The sequence below is a fragment of the Ruegeria aquimaris genome (genome assembly GCF_025751555.1).
Classification (GTDB): domain Bacteria; phylum Pseudomonadota; class Alphaproteobacteria; order Rhodobacterales; family Rhodobacteraceae; genus Ruegeria_B; species Ruegeria_B aquimaris.
This window is the reverse complement of record NZ_JAOWLB010000011.1, coordinates 69,139-84,543: the sequence shown is the minus strand read 5'-3', so window position 1 is coordinate 84,543 and position 15,405 is coordinate 69,139. Positions and strand designations below refer to the sequence as shown.

General features: G+C 63.9%; 20 protein-coding genes. 7 read left to right on the top strand and 13 right to left on the bottom strand.

The genetic code is table 11. The annotated features are described in order from the left end of the window. Window positions 1–29: 29 nt before the first annotated feature. Window positions 30–254: a hypothetical protein gene (locus OE747_RS15255; protein WP_263829432.1), complete on the bottom strand. Its 225-nt coding sequence runs from the start codon at window positions 252–254 to the stop codon at window positions 30–32. Beyond that, window positions 251–1,270 (bottom strand): agmatine deiminase family protein, encoded by a 1,020-nt coding sequence (locus OE747_RS15250; protein ID WP_263829431.1) that lies wholly within the window; start codon window positions 1,268–1,270, stop codon window positions 251–253. The genes OE747_RS15255 and OE747_RS15250 overlap by 4 nt, the downstream gene beginning before the upstream one ends. A gap of 94 nt (window positions 1,271–1,364) precedes the next feature. Between OE747_RS15250 and OE747_RS15245 the strand changes: the two genes are divergently transcribed. Next, the gene (locus OE747_RS15245) at window positions 1,365–2,258 is read left to right on the top strand and encodes a LysR substrate-binding domain-containing protein (protein WP_263829430.1); all 894 of its coding nucleotides are present in this window, start codon (window positions 1,365–1,367) and stop codon (window positions 2,256–2,258) included. 110 nt (window positions 2,259–2,368) lie between these two features. Here the strand turns inward: OE747_RS15245 and OE747_RS15240 are convergent, their stop codons facing one another. Further along, the gene (locus OE747_RS15240) at window positions 2,369–3,274 is read right to left on the bottom strand and encodes a LysR family transcriptional regulator (RefSeq protein WP_263387560.1); all 906 of its coding nucleotides are present in this window, start codon (window positions 3,272–3,274) and stop codon (window positions 2,369–2,371) included. Window positions 3,275–3,427: 153 nt separating this feature from the next. Beyond that, the gene (locus tag OE747_RS15235) at window positions 3,428–4,336 is read right to left on the bottom strand and encodes an AEC family transporter (protein ID WP_263829429.1); all 909 of its coding nucleotides are present in this window, start codon (window positions 4,334–4,336) and stop codon (window positions 3,428–3,430) included. Between the two features lie 143 nt (window positions 4,337–4,479). On the opposite strand from OE747_RS15235, the gene OE747_RS15230 reads away from it, so the two are divergent. The 3 genes from OE747_RS15230 to OE747_RS15220 all read left to right on the top strand — a co-directional run bounded on the left by OE747_RS15230 (window position 4,480) and on the right by OE747_RS15220 (window position 5,663). Beyond that, on the top strand, window positions 4,480–4,920 hold the full coding sequence (locus tag OE747_RS15230) for a DUF4399 domain-containing protein (RefSeq protein ID WP_263829428.1): 441 nt from the start codon (window positions 4,480–4,482) through the stop codon (window positions 4,918–4,920). Window positions 4,921–4,998: 78 nt separating this feature from the next. After that, window positions 4,999–5,322, top strand: a complete 324-nt coding sequence (locus OE747_RS15225) for an NIPSNAP family protein (RefSeq protein ID WP_263829427.1) — start codon at window positions 4,999–5,001, stop codon at window positions 5,320–5,322. Beyond that, the gene (locus OE747_RS15220) at window positions 5,319–5,663 is read left to right on the top strand and encodes an antibiotic biosynthesis monooxygenase family protein (protein WP_263829426.1); all 345 of its coding nucleotides are present in this window, start codon (window positions 5,319–5,321) and stop codon (window positions 5,661–5,663) included. The genes OE747_RS15225 and OE747_RS15220 overlap by 4 nt, the downstream gene beginning before the upstream one ends. A gap of 59 nt (window positions 5,664–5,722) precedes the next feature. Here OE747_RS15220 and OE747_RS15215 read toward each other — a convergent pair whose 3' ends face one another. Beyond that, on the bottom strand, window positions 5,723–6,352 hold the full coding sequence (locus OE747_RS15215) for a hypothetical protein (RefSeq protein WP_263829425.1): 630 nt from the start codon (window positions 6,350–6,352) through the stop codon (window positions 5,723–5,725). 143 nt (window positions 6,353–6,495) lie between these two features. Next, a complete protein-coding gene (locus OE747_RS15210; protein ID WP_263829424.1) occupies window positions 6,496–8,523 on the bottom strand; it encodes an NADPH-dependent 2,4-dienoyl-CoA reductase in 2,028 nt (675 codons plus the stop codon). Window positions 8,524–8,657: 134 nt separating this feature from the next. On the opposite strand from OE747_RS15210, the gene OE747_RS15205 reads away from it, so the two are divergent. Then, window positions 8,658–9,143 (top strand): RNA pyrophosphohydrolase, encoded by a 486-nt coding sequence (locus tag OE747_RS15205; RefSeq protein WP_263829423.1) that lies wholly within the window; start codon window positions 8,658–8,660, stop codon window positions 9,141–9,143. Here OE747_RS15205 and OE747_RS15200 read toward each other — a convergent pair. After that, entirely contained in the window at window positions 9,101–10,006 is a 906-nt protein-coding gene (locus OE747_RS15200) for a DMT family transporter (protein WP_263829422.1), read from the bottom strand. The two genes, OE747_RS15205 and OE747_RS15200, sit on opposite strands and share 43 nt — an antisense overlap. 82 nt (window positions 10,007–10,088) lie before the next feature. Between OE747_RS15200 and OE747_RS15195 the strand changes: the two genes are divergently transcribed. Beyond that, window positions 10,089–10,595, top strand: a complete 507-nt coding sequence (locus tag OE747_RS15195) for a MarR family winged helix-turn-helix transcriptional regulator (RefSeq protein ID WP_263829421.1) — start codon at window positions 10,089–10,091, stop codon at window positions 10,593–10,595. Here OE747_RS15195 and OE747_RS15190 read toward each other — a convergent pair. From OE747_RS15190 to OE747_RS15170, 5 genes are all read right to left on the bottom strand, one after another. Beyond that, window positions 10,592–11,284 carry an NYN domain-containing protein gene (locus OE747_RS15190; protein ID WP_263829420.1) on the bottom strand — a complete coding sequence of 231 codons (693 nt, stop codon included), beginning with the start codon at window positions 11,282–11,284 and terminating at the stop codon, window positions 10,592–10,594. The two genes, OE747_RS15195 and OE747_RS15190, sit on opposite strands and share 4 nt — an antisense overlap. A gap of 197 nt (window positions 11,285–11,481) precedes the next feature. Further along, window positions 11,482–12,468, bottom strand: a complete 987-nt coding sequence (locus OE747_RS15185; RefSeq protein ID WP_263829419.1) for an adenosine kinase — start codon at window positions 12,466–12,468, stop codon at window positions 11,482–11,484. Further along, window positions 12,465–13,109, bottom strand: a complete 645-nt coding sequence (gene nth, locus OE747_RS15180; RefSeq protein WP_263829418.1) for an endonuclease III — start codon at window positions 13,107–13,109, stop codon at window positions 12,465–12,467. Before nth ends, OE747_RS15185 begins: the two co-directional genes overlap by 4 nt. A 51-nt stretch (window positions 13,110–13,160) precedes the next feature. Continuing rightward, on the bottom strand, window positions 13,161–13,805 hold the full coding sequence (locus OE747_RS15175; RefSeq protein ID WP_263829417.1) for a cysteine hydrolase: 645 nt from the start codon (window positions 13,803–13,805) through the stop codon (window positions 13,161–13,163). Between the two features lies 1 nt (window position 13,806). Beyond that, entirely contained in the window at window positions 13,807–14,256 is a 450-nt protein-coding gene (locus tag OE747_RS15170) for a MarR family winged helix-turn-helix transcriptional regulator (RefSeq protein WP_263829416.1), read from the bottom strand. A 121-nt stretch (window positions 14,257–14,377) separates the two neighbouring features. On the opposite strand from OE747_RS15170, the gene OE747_RS15165 reads away from it, so the two are divergent. Beyond that, a complete protein-coding gene (locus OE747_RS15165; RefSeq protein ID WP_263829415.1) occupies window positions 14,378–15,229 on the top strand; it encodes a bifunctional helix-turn-helix domain-containing protein/methylated-DNA--[protein]-cysteine S-methyltransferase in 852 nt (283 codons plus the stop codon). Here the strand turns inward: OE747_RS15165 and OE747_RS15160 are convergent. After that, window positions 15,226–15,390, bottom strand: a complete 165-nt coding sequence (locus OE747_RS15160; protein ID WP_263829414.1) for a hypothetical protein — start codon at window positions 15,388–15,390, stop codon at window positions 15,226–15,228. The two genes, OE747_RS15165 and OE747_RS15160, sit on opposite strands and share 4 nt — an antisense overlap. Window positions 15,391–15,405 lie beyond the last annotated feature (15 nt).

The window sequence follows — 15,405 nt, the reverse complement described above, 5'->3', positions numbered from 1 at the left end:
AGATCATGCAGCGGGTCCAGCAGACAGGACTAGACCAGATAGAGGGCGAGCGGGGCGCTGTCGCTGTCGTGCAGGTCATCGAACAGCACCACCGGCGAGTGATCGGGAAAGAAGGCGCAGATAAAGGCCGATTCAAACCCCGACGTGCCGACATGGCCGACCGCCTCGGCCAACCGCTCCATCACGGCAAGCGGCTGCGGCGCGGTCAGCGGCGCCATGTCGGCCAGGGCGATGACCGTCGCGGCTGTGGTCATGCGGGCTCCTGCTGGGTGATGCAGTGGACGCCACCGCCGCCCACCGCGATGTCGGCAATATCGATCAGGCTGATCCGGCGATCAGGGAAGAGATCTTCGAAGATCTCGCGCACCCACCCGTCGCTTGCGGTGCCATAACGCGGCATCACCACGCCGCCGTTGCATACGTAGGAATTGACATAGGACCGGCAGAAGCGGTCGCCGATGGTGCAGCTTTCCTCGGCCTCGGGGATCATGACCATGCGGATCGGACGGCCTTTCGCATCGGTCTGGCCCGCCAGCGCGTCGATATTGGCCTGCTTGATCGCCCGCCATGGATCGTTCGGGTCGTCAGCGCCTTCGATCAGCACGACGCCGGGGGCCACGAAAACCGCGATACCGTCGACATGGCCGTCGGTCTCGGTCTCGTCCGCGTTGCCCGGCAGCCAGATCACCTTGTCGCCGCCCAGCATCGCCTTCAACTCTTCGGTGATCGCATCGCGGCTCCAGCCCGGGTTGCGGTTGGCATTGGGAAAGCAGGTTTCGGTGGTCAGGATCGTGCCGTCGCCATCGACGCTGACGCCGCCCCCCTCGGCGATCAGACCGCTGGCAAAGGCGCGCGCACCACAGAGTTCCGCGACGCGGGCGCCAAAGGCGGCGTCCTGGTCGAAAGGGTGATACTTGCCGCCCCAGGCGTTGAACCGGAACAGCGCGGCGGCTTTGTTACCCTTGGCATCAACCACGAAATTCGGGCCCGCATCCCGTGCCCAGGAATCGTCAAACGGGATGTCGATCAGGTCGATATCGCGGCCCAACAGCGCCTCGGCTCCGGCGCGATCCTGGGGCCGTACCGCCATGCTCAGCGGTTCGAACTCGCGGATTGCATGGGCCACGGCGGCATAGGCGCGCCGCGTCGCCTCCAGATCAGGCCAGACTTCAGCGCGACAGGGCCACATCATCCAGGTGCGGGCATGAGGTGCGAATTCGGCGGGCATGCGATAGCCTCGATCCCGAGGCGTGGCGACGGCGCTCTGCATGATCTCTCCAACAAAAATGTGTTGTCAGGCAGAATGACATGAAGAATATTTTGTGCAAAATGCGCAATTCTTATTATTATGGCAAATTTTCCTCATGAATAATCCGTATCGTGCGCTCCCGCCACTCTCGGCCCTTATCGGTTTCGAAGCCGCAGCCAGATGCCTGAGTTTTTCGCGCGCGGCAGAAGAGCTGAACGTGACCCAGTCCGCCGTCAGCCACCAGATCCGGATGCTCGAGGCGCATCTGGGCCAGCCGCTGTTCCTCCGCATCGGACGTCGGATCGAACTGACCGATGCCGGGCAGGATCTGCTGGCGACCGCGCAAGAGGCGCTGGAGACAGTACGCCACGGAGTCCGCCGCCTGCACGCCTATACCAAGCCGGGATCGGTCATCCTCATGATGACCCCGGCTCTGGCACAGGGTTGGTTCCTGCCGCGTCTGGCACGGCTGCGGGCCGAACTGCCGCATGTGGAACCCTGGCTGCACACCACGACCGAGGCCTGGGTGCCGGAAGAGGCCGAGATAGATATTGTGCTCTCGGATACGCCCTGGGCTGACGAACGCACCCTATCCCGGCCTCTGCTGCCGGATCGCCTCTGGCCCCTGGCCGCCCCCGGGGTTGCCGCCACCCTGCCGCAGACCGCCGACAGCCATCGCCTCGACCATGCGGCACTCTTGCATGACGAGGGCGAGGACGACTGGCAGAAGTGGTTCACGCAGGCAAAATCCGCGCGCCGGGAATTCGCCGCCGGACTGAATTTCTCAGACCCGGCGATGATGCTCCAGGCGGCCGCGGCGGGACTGGGCATCTGCCTTGGGTCAGAGATTACCGCCGGTTCATTTCTTGCAAACGGCACGCTTGTCCGCGCGGCCGCCACGCCGCTTGAAACCGAGCGGCGCTATTATCTCTCGGTCTGGACGCGCAACCTGTCGCGTCGCGCGGTGCAGGATCTCTGGATCTGGCTGCTTGCCCGGCCCGATCCGTGACATGCCGCTGCACTCTGGCGGCGGCCTCTTTGCAACGCTGCGCACCACAGAAAAAGCCCCGCGACGAGCGCGGGGCAGTTTGTCTTGCCAAGGGAAGCAAGCGGGAGATCTTACCAGTTCATCGGGCCTTTGGTGTCAAAGGCATGAACCAGGAAATCGATAAAGGCGCGGACCTTGGGCTGGGTGAACCGGCCCGGCGGATAGACGGCATAGATGCCCTGCACCTCGTCGGGCAGCGACGGCATCGCATCCTCGACCAGCCCCTTCTCCATCGCCTCGGTGAACAGGTAGCAGGGCAGATAGGCGATCCCCAGGCCCGAGATCGCGGCGTTCAGCAGCGACTGACCGTCGTTCACGCTCAGCCATCCGGCGGTGCGCACCTGCCGCTTTTCCCCCGAGGGCGCGGTCAGTTTCCACACGTTGCCCGAGGACTGGCTCGAATAATGCAACAGCTTGTGCTCGTTCAGATCGTCGATCTTCTGCGGGCGGCCATATTTCTCGAAATATTTCGGGCTGGCGATCATCCGCTTGGTGGTCTCGGTCAACTTGCGGGCGCGCAGCGTGCTGTCCTCCAGCTCGCCGATCCGTACCGCCATGTCGAACCCTTCAGAAATCAGTTCCACATACCGGTTGTTCAGCACCATGTTCACGGTGATGTCCGGGAATTCAGCCAGGAAATCCGACAAGACCGGTGACAGGTGATTGACCCCGAAATCGGTGGCCACCGAGATCCTCAGCAACCCCGAAGGCGCCGATTGCATCGACGTGACCAGCGCGTCAGCCTCGCCGGCATCATTCAGCACCCGGCGGGCGCGGTCGTAATAGGCCAGCCCGATCTCGGTCGGCGACACCCGCCGCGTCGTACGGTTCAGCAACCGGGCACCCAAGCGGGCCTCCAGGCTGGACACATGCTTGGACACGGCCGATTTCGAAATTCCCATCTTCTTGGCCGCATCGGTAAAACCGCCCTGGTCCACGACGTTGGCAAAAGCTTCCATTTCTGTCAGTCGGTCCATTCCTGGTTCCTCGGCTGATTGCTGTTTTTCAGGAACCGGTTATCGGCGGCAATCTGGGCGAGAACGGGGCAGAGCTGGGATAATATCAGGGTTTTGTCGCGGATCGTTTGCGACAGGGAAACACGGAAACAATCCGAGAATCCGTTTCAGCTTTCAGAAACTGATCCCTATCAGATAGATCCACAGGGGCAGTGTCACGGCGCTCAGCAGGGTGGATTGGGCGATCAGCGTGGCCACCAGCCTGCGGTCCGCGCCAAAGCCCGAGGCCAGCACATGCGCCGCCGATGCCGTCGGCAACGCCGCGAACAGGATCACCACCGCGGCCAGACCGGGCTCGACCTCCAACAAGCGGCACAACACCCATATCAGCGCCGGGGTCAGCAGCAGCCGTACCGCGCAGAGATAGCCGTTGAACAGATCCAGCCGGGTGAGGGCGCGCCAATCCATGGTCGCGCCGATCGACAGCAGGGCGATCGGAATGGCGGCTTGCGCCAGCATCTGCGCCGGGGCCAGGATCGGGTCCGGGATCTTGTAACCCGACAGACCCACCGCCACGCCTGCAACCGAGGCCAGCAGAAACGGGTTGAGCGCAATCTTCCGCACCGTCGCCCAGAGAGTCAGGTTGCCGCCCCGCGACAACGCCGAGACCGCCAGCAGATTGGCCACCGGAACCGCCATGCCGATGGCCACCGCCATCTGTCCGACATCGGCCAGGTGCAACGTTGGCACCGCGACAAAGGCCATCGCGGTATTGAACCTCCAGGCGGTTTGCCACGCCCCGGCAAAATCGAGAAACCGCTCCGGCCCGAACCGGCGCGCCGGATATCCCAGCATCAGCGCCAACCCCATAACCGCCCAGACGGCGGGGCCGATACGGATCACATCCTGCACGGCAATCGGCCGGTTGCTGGCGGCAAAGAACAGCAAGGCCGGAAACAGGACCTCGAAATTCAGCTTGTCCAGCCCCTGCCAGGCCGCCGGGGCCAGGCGGGCCCGGACCATGCCGCCCAGACCGACCATCAGAAAGCTGGGCACCAGCCCCATCAGGATTGTCGCGATCATGCCTGCCCCATGCCCCGGTTGATGCGCCGAACCTTGCGTCTGCGCGGGCAAATACACAAGTCCGTGTACTCGCAATGCATGTTCGATTTTCCGCCCTGTGTCGCATAGAGTGCAACCAGTGTTTCAGCAACGAGGAACAGGTTATGAAAAGCTTTCTGTCAGCACTTGGCATCGGCCTCTTGGCAAGCGCCGCCCTGGCGGGCGGCGATACGCCCGGAAACCCCGAGGCACGCGTTTATTTCGCCAATCTCGCCGATGGCGATACCGTCGCCTCTCCGGTCACGGTGATCTTCGGCCTCAGCGGCATGGGCGTCGCCCCGGCGGGGACAGAGGCCGAGAATACCGGCCATCACCACCTTCTGGTCGACCGCCCCCCGATGGGTCAGGGCGAAGACGGGGCCGAAGAACTGACCTACGCGCTTCCCGCCGATGAGCACCACCGCCACTTCGGCAAGGGGCAGACTGAGGTCACGCTCGACCTCGCGCCCGGCAAGCACACGCTGCAACTGGTGATGGGCGACTATACCCATGTGCCCCACAGCACCCCGATCATGTCCGAGGTAATCACGATCGAGGTGAAATAAGACCCAAGACTTCGGTAGCGGGCGAACCCTCGCCCGCGATCCTTGCCCTAAGACGGGGGTCCAGACGAAAGGACCCCCATGCTGACCTGCATCATCCGCTACCATATCGACCCGACCAAACGGGCCCAGTTCGAACGCTACGCCCGTACCTGGGGCCAGGCGATCCCGCGCTGCGGCGCCGACCTGATCGGCTACTACGCCCCGCACGAGGGCTCATCGACCCTTGCCTACGGCATCTACAACATTCCCAGCCTGGCCGAATACGAGGCATATCGCGCCCGCCTTGCCGCCGATCCGCTGGGGCGGCAGAACTACGACTTTGCCCAGTCCGAGAAGTTCATTTTGCGCGAGGACCGCACATGGCTCAAACTGGTCTCCACCGCGCATGGAGAACCGACATGATCGCCATCATCTTCGAAGTCGAACCCGCCCCAGGGCAACAGGGCGCCTATCTCGATCTCGCGGGCCGGATGCGCGCCCTGCTTGACGATATGCCGGGCTTCATCTCGGTCGAACGGTTCCAGAGCCTCACCAATCCCGGCAAGCTCTTGTCGCTGTCCTTCTGGGAGGATGAAGAGGCCGTCACCCGCTGGCGCCAGCTTGCCGCCCATCGCGGCTCCCAGACTCGCGGGCGCGAGGCGCTCTTCGCCGACTACCGCCTGCGCGTGGCGGGTGTGATCCGCGACTATGGCATGACCGACCGCGATCAGGCGCCCGACGACAGCCGCGCAAGCCACGGCTAGAACAAGCGGCGCAACAGACGTTTCAACCAACAGAGGGCGCGGTCCGATCCGTGTGGCGGTCAATCGCCCCCGGCACCGGCCCGCAGCTTGCCCAGGACAACGGGCGAATACTGCGCCGCGCCGCCAGGCCCGAACACATGTTTCTGGATGCGCTCGAACGATTCGAGATATTTGGTGTACGAGGTCAGGTCTACTCCGCTTGGCGCAGGCAGCATGTCGCCCAGCGCGCCGGTATAGCCCCGCACGCTGATCTCCATCTCGGCCCGCGACAGGCCCAGCTGCGCCTCGGCCGCGATATTGGCCACCGAAACCTGAGCCTCCGATTTGAAACTGGTGGCCTCGATCTTCAACAGAACCGCAACGCCGATCTCGACCTGCTGGCCATCGACCGTCCCCACCATGAAGGATTTCGCCTCCTGCAACACGCCCACCGACTTGCCGCTGGCCTGCGCACTGAACAGGCTGTTGAACCAGCTAACCTTGCCGCTGGCCTCGCGGGTAAAGGCCACCGCGCGTACATAATGCTGATCGAGCGCAACCGGATCGCCCGGTTGCAGCCCGTTCTCGCCGCCCAGGCCAAGCCCTAACCCTTCGGTCTGCGGACCGCTGGGATCGCTGGTACGGAACCGATAGCCCGAAAACAGCGGGTCACCGGCAGAGAGGGGTTCATAAAGCGCTTTTTCCGACATGAGCGTTCAATCCTTGCAACCAATAGCTGAACACTATCACAAGACCCACCCAAGGCCCAAGCGCTTTGCCCCTTCATTTCGCTGCAAATACTCCCGCCGGAGGCAGAGATTTTTCGACGAAAAATCTCTCCCCCCCGCCCGGATCAGAAGGACAGCGCCAGCCGGGTGCCCTGGTTGATCGCGCGCTTGGCGTCCAGTTCGGCGGCCACATCGGCGCCGCCGATCACATGGCAGGGCACACCCTTGGCCTCCAGCGCATCCGCCAGCGACCGGTCCGAGACCTGACCGGCACACAGAACCACGGTGTCGCAGGCGATGAGCGTCGGGTTCTCCCGCGCTTCACCAAAGCTCACATGCAAACCCTCGTCGTCGATCTTCTCGTAGTTCACGCCGCCCACGAAATTGACACCCTTCATCTTCAGCGTCGCGCGGTGGATCCAGCCCGTCGTCTTGCCCAGATCCTTGCCATGCGCCTTGGCCTTGCGCTGCAACAGCGTTACCTCACGCTCGGGCTTGGCGGGCTGCGGCCCCTCGGGCGCCAGGCCCGAGCGGTGCTCGCCCGGATCGGTCACGCCCCATTCCTTCATCCACAGCGGCAGGTCGGTGGCAGGGCTGTGGCCCTCTTCCAGCAGGAACTCGGAAACGTCGAACCCGATGCCCCCGGCACCGATCACCGCCACCCGCTTGCCCACCGGCTTCTTGTGGCGCAGCACGTCGATATAGCTCAGCACATTGGCGCGGTCCTGCCCCGGAATCGCCGGGTCACGCGGGCTAACACCGGTGGCGATCACCACCTCGTCAAATCCGCTCAGATCATCGGCGCCTACCGACTGGCCCAGTTTCAGGGTCACACCCAGATCGGCCAGCATCACCCGGTACCAGTCCACCAGACCCCAGAATTCTTCCTTGCCCGGCACCTGCTTGGCCATGTTGAGCTGCCCGCCGATCTCGTCCGACTTGTCGAACACCGTCACCGCATGGCCGCGCTGCGCGGCGGTGATGGCGGTCGACAGGCCCGCAGGACCGGCCCCCACGATGGCCACCTTCTTGGGCGCCGCCGCCTTCTCCACCACCAGTTCGGTTTCATGACAGGCGCGCGGGTTCACCAGGCACGAGGTCAGCTTGCCACCAAACGTATGGTCCAGACAGGCCTGGTTGCAGGCAATGCAGGGGGCAATGCGGTCGCCCTGTCCCGCCGCCGCCTTGTTGACGAAATCCGCATCCGCCAGCATCGGGCGGGCCATCGACACCATGTCGGCGCAACCACTGGCAAGCACCTCTTCGGCCACTTCGGGCGTGTTGATCCGGTTCGAGGTGATGACCGGGATCGACACTTGCCCCATCAGCTTTTTTGTGACCCAGGCAAAGGCCGCGCGCGGCACGCTGGTGGCAATCGTCGGAATCCGCGCCTCGTGCCAGCCGATACCGGTATTGATGATGGTGGCCCCGGCCTTTTCGATCTCTTTCGCCAGTTGCACCACCTCGTCGAAGGTCGAGCCATTGGGGACAAGGTCGATCATCGACAGGCGATAGATGATGATGAAATCACGGCCCACCGCCTCGCGGGTCCGGCGCACCACCTCGATCGGCAGGCGCATCCGGTTCTCATAAGATCCGCCCCAGCGGTCGGTGCGCTTGTTGGTATGGGTGACCAGGAACTGGTTCAGGAAATACCCCTCGGACCCCATGATCTCGACCCCGTCATAGCCCGCCTGCTGCGCCAGCACCGCGGCATTGACGATATCGGTGATCTGCTTCTCGATACCCTCCTCGTCCAGCTCGGTCGGCGGGAACGGAGAGATCGGCGATTTCACCGGCGAAGGCGCCACGCATTTCGGCCCATAGGCATAGCGCCCCGCATGCAGGATCTGCATCGCAATCTTGCCGCCCGCCTCGTGCACGCGGGCGGTAACGATGGAATGGTTTGCGACATCCTTGTCGCTGGTCATCATCGCCGCACCCGGCAGGACCGAGCCTTCCATGTTCGGCCCGATACCGCCCGTTACCATCAGCGCCACGCCCCCCCGCGCGCGGTCGGCATAGAACTCGGCCACCCGGTTCCAGTCGCGGGTCTCTTCCAGCCCGGTATGCATCGAGCCCATCAGCACGCGGTTCTTCAACGTGGTAAAGCCCAGATCAAGCGGGGCAAGCATATGTGGGTACGCAGTCATCGGAATTACTCTCCCTTGGATTTGACGGGCAAGATCACCCTAGCCCGCGCACCTGTCACGCGAAACCCGACGTCACCCCCTTTGCCGCCGTAACGTCGCTTGCTAGACAGGGCCAACCCAAAGGAAAGACATCTATGACACCCGAAGAGATTGCCGCGCTCCCCTATCGCCCCTGCGTGGGTGTGGTCCTGATGAATGGCGATGGGTTCGTCTTTGTCGGCCAGCGCATGGACCAGAACACCGACGCCTGGCAGATGCCCCAAGGCGGGGTGGACGAGGACGAGGACCCCTTCGAGGCCGCCCTGCGCGAGCTATGGGAAGAAACCGGCGTGACCGCCGATCTGGTCGAGAGGGTGGCAGAAACCGAGGGCTGGCTGCCCTACGACCTGCCGCATGACCTTGTGCCGCGCATCTGGAAGGGGCGCTATCGCGGGCAGGAGCAGAAATGGTACCTGTTCCGCTTCACCGGCCGCGACGACCAGATCGACATCAAGACCGACCACCCCGAATTCAGCCGCTGGAAATGGCAGGATCCCGACCGGCTGGTGGCCGAGATCGTGCCGTTCAAGCGTGACGTCTACGAGCGCGTCGTTGCGGCCTTTGCCCCGCATCTGGGCTGAGCAAAGCGCAGCCGCCGGGGCGCGCCCGCCGGGCGCTGCCCGATCCACACCGCGCCCAGCACGATGATCGCGCCCAGACCCTGCACCGGGCTCAGGGATTCGCCCAGCGCCAGCCAACCCAGGATCACCGCCGTCAACGGGCTGAGGATGCCGAGCAGCGATACCGCCGCCGGTTCGATCCGGGCCAGACCGCGAAACCACAGGATATAGGTCAGCGCACCACCGATCAGGCTGAGCCAGGCAAGTGCCGCCAGATTGATCAGGCTCAGCGCCGGCCAATCTGGCGCGGCCAGCCAGGCCACCGGCATCATCAACAGACCACCGGCGGTCAACTGCCAGGCGGTGAATGTGACCAGCGGCACATCGGGCCGCCATTTGCGGGTCAGCACCACGCCCACCGCCATCGACAGCGCGCCGCCCAGCCCGGCCAGCACGCCAACCCAATCCAGCCGCGCCTCGGGCCCCAGCAGCAGCGCCACGCCGACAATTCCGCCCAACGCCGACAGCACCGCGCCCAGCCGGATCTGCGTCCCCAGCGCCACCGCTGACAGGAACACGACGATCAGCGGCTGTACCGCGCCCACCGTCGCGGCCACCCCGCCCGGCAGGCGATAGGCGGCAACAAAGAGCAGCGACCAGAACACCGCGAAGTTGAGCGCCCCCAGGATCAGCAGCCGCCCGATCCAGCCGCGCGGCGGCAATTGGCGCACCAGCAGCATCAAAAGCAACCCGGCTGGCAGCGCCCTCAGAAGCGCCACGGCAAAAGGCGAATGCGCGGGCAGGAACTGGGTGGTGACAATATAGGAACTGCCCCAGATGGCCGGGGCGATTGCAGTCAGGGCGATATCCGTTGTGCGTGACATGGGAGCCTCATCAATTTATCTCGACGTCGAGATAACATCATTTATCTTGACGTCAAGATAAATCGGCGAAATAACCCGGTTCATGGATCATGTAGACCTTATCACCCGGCAATGGGCGGCCGAGCGCCCCGATCTCGACACGCGGGCCATGGCTGTGATCGGTCGGGTGGCGCGGCTGTCCATGGCCTTTACCCAGGGGATGCAGAGAACTTTTGCCCGATACGGGCTCAACCCGGCCAAGTTCGACGTTCTCGCCACGCTCCTGCGCTCGGGCCCGCCCTATGCGCTGTCCCCCGGCGCGCTGCTCGACACGACCATGGTCGCCTCGGGCACCATGACCAACCGGATCGACCGGCTGGAACAGGACGGGCTGGTCGAACGCCGCAAGAACCCCGAAGACAGCCGCAGCGTGATCATCGCGCTTACACCCAGGGGGCTGACCCTTATCAACGATATGATGGCCGCCCATGTGGCGACGCAGGCGCAGCTCTTGGAGGGGTTGACGACGGAGGAACAAGTGGCACTGACCGCCCTGCTGGCCAAGGCCCTGCACAGCGCCGAGACCGCAAACGCCCGCGCCGAAGCTTAGGCCAGATCGGCCAACTCGCTTCCGGCAAACCCGGCCGGAAGAAACCGGACCATCGCGTCGGTACCCTTGGCATCCAGGTCGTACAGATCGGGCCGCGCCGAAAGATATCCGCGCCAGTTGCGTTCCGGACGCTGGCTGATGCGCGTGCCAAACTGCTGATGCATCAGCGGTGCCAACCGGGTCAGCGCCATGCCCTGCCCGTTCTTGCTGTGCTTTGCGATCACCGACCTGATCTGCCGATCCAGCTTCGAGCACCGCTCAGGCTGCACACTGACCGCCGCCGCCGCAGATTTCGCCTCCAGTTCGACAAACAGGCTACAGGCTGACCGGAATCCATCCGGCGCCTTGGCTTCACCAATACCGATGGCCCTTTTGCCGATCTCGCGCAACCGCCGCGCCAGATGGGCGAAATCCCCATCCGAACTGGCAATGACGAAACAGTCAAAACTCCCGGTCAAGGCAAGCTCCATCGCATCGAGGGTCAGCAACAAATCCGCCGCGTTCTTGCCCCGCCCAGCGTGAACCAAACGCCAATCCGCCTGATCGGCCCAGGCGCTCGGGCGCTGCACATCCAGATAGACGCGGGCATAGTCGACACTGCCCTGCTGCCGGGCCGTGCCCAGCACCTCCTGCGCCCGCGCGGCCCCGATATTGTCGCCATCCGCGAACACCGCCACCCTTGCCTTCATACCGCCTACCCGACTCGTTACGCATCACTTCGGAATAGCCCCGCAATCCGGCAAGAATTTGACCGCTACCCGCCCACCCGGGAAACAGGCGCATCAAAAAAGGGGCGGCGTCCGTCCCCTGCTTCTTTCTGGTCAAAAGTACTCCGGGGTGAATTGCCCGCAGGGCAAGAGGGGCAGCGCCCCTCTCCAGCCCGAACTCAGAGCAGCCCGTTTTCCTTCAGCAACTCGACCATGTTCGTCTCGGGGCGCGGGCCGATATGGCTGATCACCTCGCGCGCGCAGACATTGCCGATCCGGGCACAGGTCTCGTAGTCGCGGCCCGTCGCCATGCCAAACAGAAAGCCTGCGGCGAACTGATCGCCCGCACCGGTGGCATCCACCGGCACCACCTTTTCAACAGGCACGTCGATGCGGACCGTGCCGTCCATCACCGTCACCCCGTCGCCCGAACGGGTGCAGACCACCAGCGGACAGATGCCCGAGGTCAGCATCAGCGCATCGTCCAGATGGTCGGTCTCGAACAGCGACTGGATCTCGGCCTCGTTGCCGATCACGAAATCCAGGTCGTGCTGGATCAGCGACAGGAAATCTGCCCGGTGCCGGTCGACGCAGAACGGATCGGAAATCGCAATCCCCGCCTTGCCGCCCGCCGCGCGGGTCGCCCGCGCCGCTTCGCGGAACGCGGATTTGCCGGCGTCATGGTCGAACAGGTAGCCTTCGAGGAACATCAGTTTCGCATTTCCGGTCACATCCTGCGGCACGTCCGCCGAACTCAGCGTGGTCGAGATGCCCAGATAGGTGTTCATCGACCGCTCGCCATCGGGCGAGACAAAGATCATCGAGCGCGAGGTCGCCAGATCGCCCGCCACCGGCGGGTTGACGAAGTCGATACCGCCCTCATTCATCGCATCGGCATAGAAATGGCCCAGTGCGTCGTCGCGCACCCGCCCGATAAACGCCGTATCCAACCCCAGCGCGCCCGCGCCCGCGATCGTGTTGGCCACCGAACCGCCCGGCGTCTGCACCCGCGCCTTCATCGAGGCATAGAGCACCTCGCCGCGCTCCTGCTCGATCAGTTGCATGATGCCCTTCTCGATCCCCATCAGGTCGAGAAAGCTGTCATCGGCTTGCGAGATCACATCGACAACGGCATTGCCGATGCCAACGACATCGTAGGTCTTCATAGGGTCTTGTCCTCGAATTGGCACAGATCGCGGATGAGGCAGGTGCCGCACATCGGCTTTCTGGCTTTGCAATGGTAACGGCCGTGCAGGATCAGCCAGTGATGCGCATGCTGCTGGAAGTCGGCCGGGATATTGTCTTCGATGGCGCGCTCGACCGCGTCCACATCCTTGCCCGGGCAGATGCCGGTGCGATTGCCGACACGAAAGATATGGGTGTCCACCGCCTGCGCCGGGATGCGCCACCACATGTTCAGCACCACATTGGCGGTCTTGCGACCGACACCGGGCAGCGATTGCAGCGCGGCGCGCGAATTGGGCACCTCGCCGCCATATTGCTCGACAAGGATGTGGCTCAGCTTGATCACGTTCTTGGCCTTCTGCCGGAACAGGCCAATGGTCTTGATATGCTCGGTCACACCCTCTTCGCCCAGCGCCAGCATCTTTTCCGGGGTGTCGGCGATCTTGAACAGCTCGCGCGTCGCCTTGTTCACCCCCGCATCCGTGGCCTGCGCGCTCAGCGCGACCGCCACCACCAAGGTATAGGCGTTCACATGCTCCAGCTCGCCCTTGGGTTCGGGATCGGCGGCCTGAAACCGGGTAAAGATCTCGCGGATCGTGTGATAATCGAGTTGCTTTGCCATCCGGGCCTTAATGCCCTGACAGACAATCCCCCGCAATTGAAAAGGCAGCGCCTATGCCGCTGTCGCGCTCATTTCCGCCCCGGCTGCCGTCAGGTTCTGCTGTACCTTCGACCATCCGGCCTCATCGGCCGCCAACACCGTCGCCGGGTCGATCCGCACCGCATAGCCCCGATTCAGCGCGCCAAACGCGGTATTCTTTACACAGTGACAGCCATCCAAGCCCATGAGGATCAGCGTGCCGATCCGGTTTTCCTCTAGGTATCGCTCCAACGCGGGTTCGGAAAACGCATCTCCCATGGATTTCTCGAACTCGATATCAGGCACCCGGCTCAGGCGCGGGTCCAGCCCGATACCCGGCGACCCCGCGTTGCCGCGCCCCTGATTGAACCAGCCGTTCAACAGCCGGGCCAACCCGGCCTTGTACACCTGCCGAACCGCGATCACCGGCATTCCGGCCCGTCGTGCCACGTCCGCCGACGTTCTAATGTTCTCTATCGCGGTTTCCAGTTGTGCGGCCTCCCACACCGGCAGGGAGGTGAAATCGCTCTGCATGTCGATCACCACCAGCGCGATTCCGGTGCGCGCGGCCCGGTCGATCTGCGGACCTTTGGTTGGAGTACCGATCTTGCGGATCTCCAGCAGGACATAGAGAACCACAACCAACAGCCCAGCCGCGATAATCCAGAGAACGGACATGTCAGACCTCCTTGGCCAAATTCGCAAAGAACCCGTTCAGGGCAAGCTGCACCTTGTGATAGGCGGCAAGCTCGGCGGGTGAGAAAGCCTCGGAGAACAGCGCCAGCTTCTCCATCTCATCCGCCCGGATCGCAGTTATGATGGCCTCCCCCTTCGGGGTCAGCCAATAGCGGTGCGACCGAGCGTGTTCGGGATTGGCCCGCCGTTCGATCAGCCCGGCGCGTTGCACCTCTTGCAGGATGCGAGAGACATATTGCCGCTTCATCTGCAACGCGGCGCCCAGTTGTGGCGCCGTCGCGCCGGGAGTCAGCGACAGACCTTCAAGGATGGCCCGCTGTCCCACGGTGACTCCGGCGCGTAGACTGCCCCGCTCCACCGCCGCCGTGATGTGGCGCAAGAGCGGCCGCGTGGCCTGTACCGCCTGATAAAGCTGATCGGGTTCATGTGTCATGCCCGCAGTACTGGACCGGACGGCACGATTCGTCAACTCAGTTGACAAACATTTGCACAGGTTCCGGGTCGCGACAACGGCGCCCGCGCGCTACTCTCCAATTCAGACAAAGAGGTGCGACATGAACGTTCAGACCACGGAAGAGGGCTATCACTATGGCGTCATCCGCCGCGCAATCGAACTGATCGACGCGGGCGGCGAGAGCATGTCGCTGGATGATCTGGCGACGCAGATGAACATGAGCCCCGCGCATTTCCAGCGCATCTTTTCGCGCTGGGTCGGGGTCTCGCCCAAGAAGTACCAGCAATACCTGACGCTGGGTCATGCAAAGGCGCTGCTGGAGGACCGGTTCACTCTGCTTGAGGCCGCCCAGAATGTGGGCCTGTCTGGTACCGGTCGCCTGCATGATCTCTTCGTCCGGTGGGAGGCGATGAGCCCCGGCGATTATGCCCGCAAGGGCGCGGATCTGACCATCTACTGGGGCTGGTTCGAAAGCCCCTTTGGCCCCGCACTGGTGATGGGGACCGAGCGCGGCATCTGCGGCATCGGCTTTGCCGCGGAGGCCGGCGCCGAGGCCACGATGCAGGATCTACTGTCGCGCTGGCCACAGGCCACCTTCGTCGAGGACCCGATGCGCCTGCGCCCCTGGGTGCTCAGCGCCTTTGGCGCCGCCAGCGACCGTCTGGAACCGGTGCCGCTCTACCTGATCGGCGCGCCCTTGCAGATCAAGGTCTGGGAGGCATTGCTGCGCATCCCCTCGGGCCAGGTCACCACCTATGGCGAACTGGCCCAATCCATCGGCCAGCCGCGCGCGGTGCGCGCGGTGGGCACGGCGGTGGGGCGCAACCCGGTCAGCTGGCTGATCCCCTGCCACCGCGCCCTGCGCAAATCGGGTGGCCTGGGCGGCTATCACTGGGGCCTGCCGGTGAAACGCGCCATGTTGGCCTGGGAAGCGGCCCGCAGCGAGGCCTAGCGCCAGCGCGCCGCCATCCAGCGCAACAGATGCAACCGCCTTGGCGGCGCTTCGCGGCGGGCGGCAAGCTCTCTCTCGATCTCCCAGTTGCGCAGGGTGTGAGGTTCACTCCAAAGCTCCAGTTTGCGGGCCATCAGCACTTGGTGGTCGCGGCTTGGCATGATCAGTCTCCTATG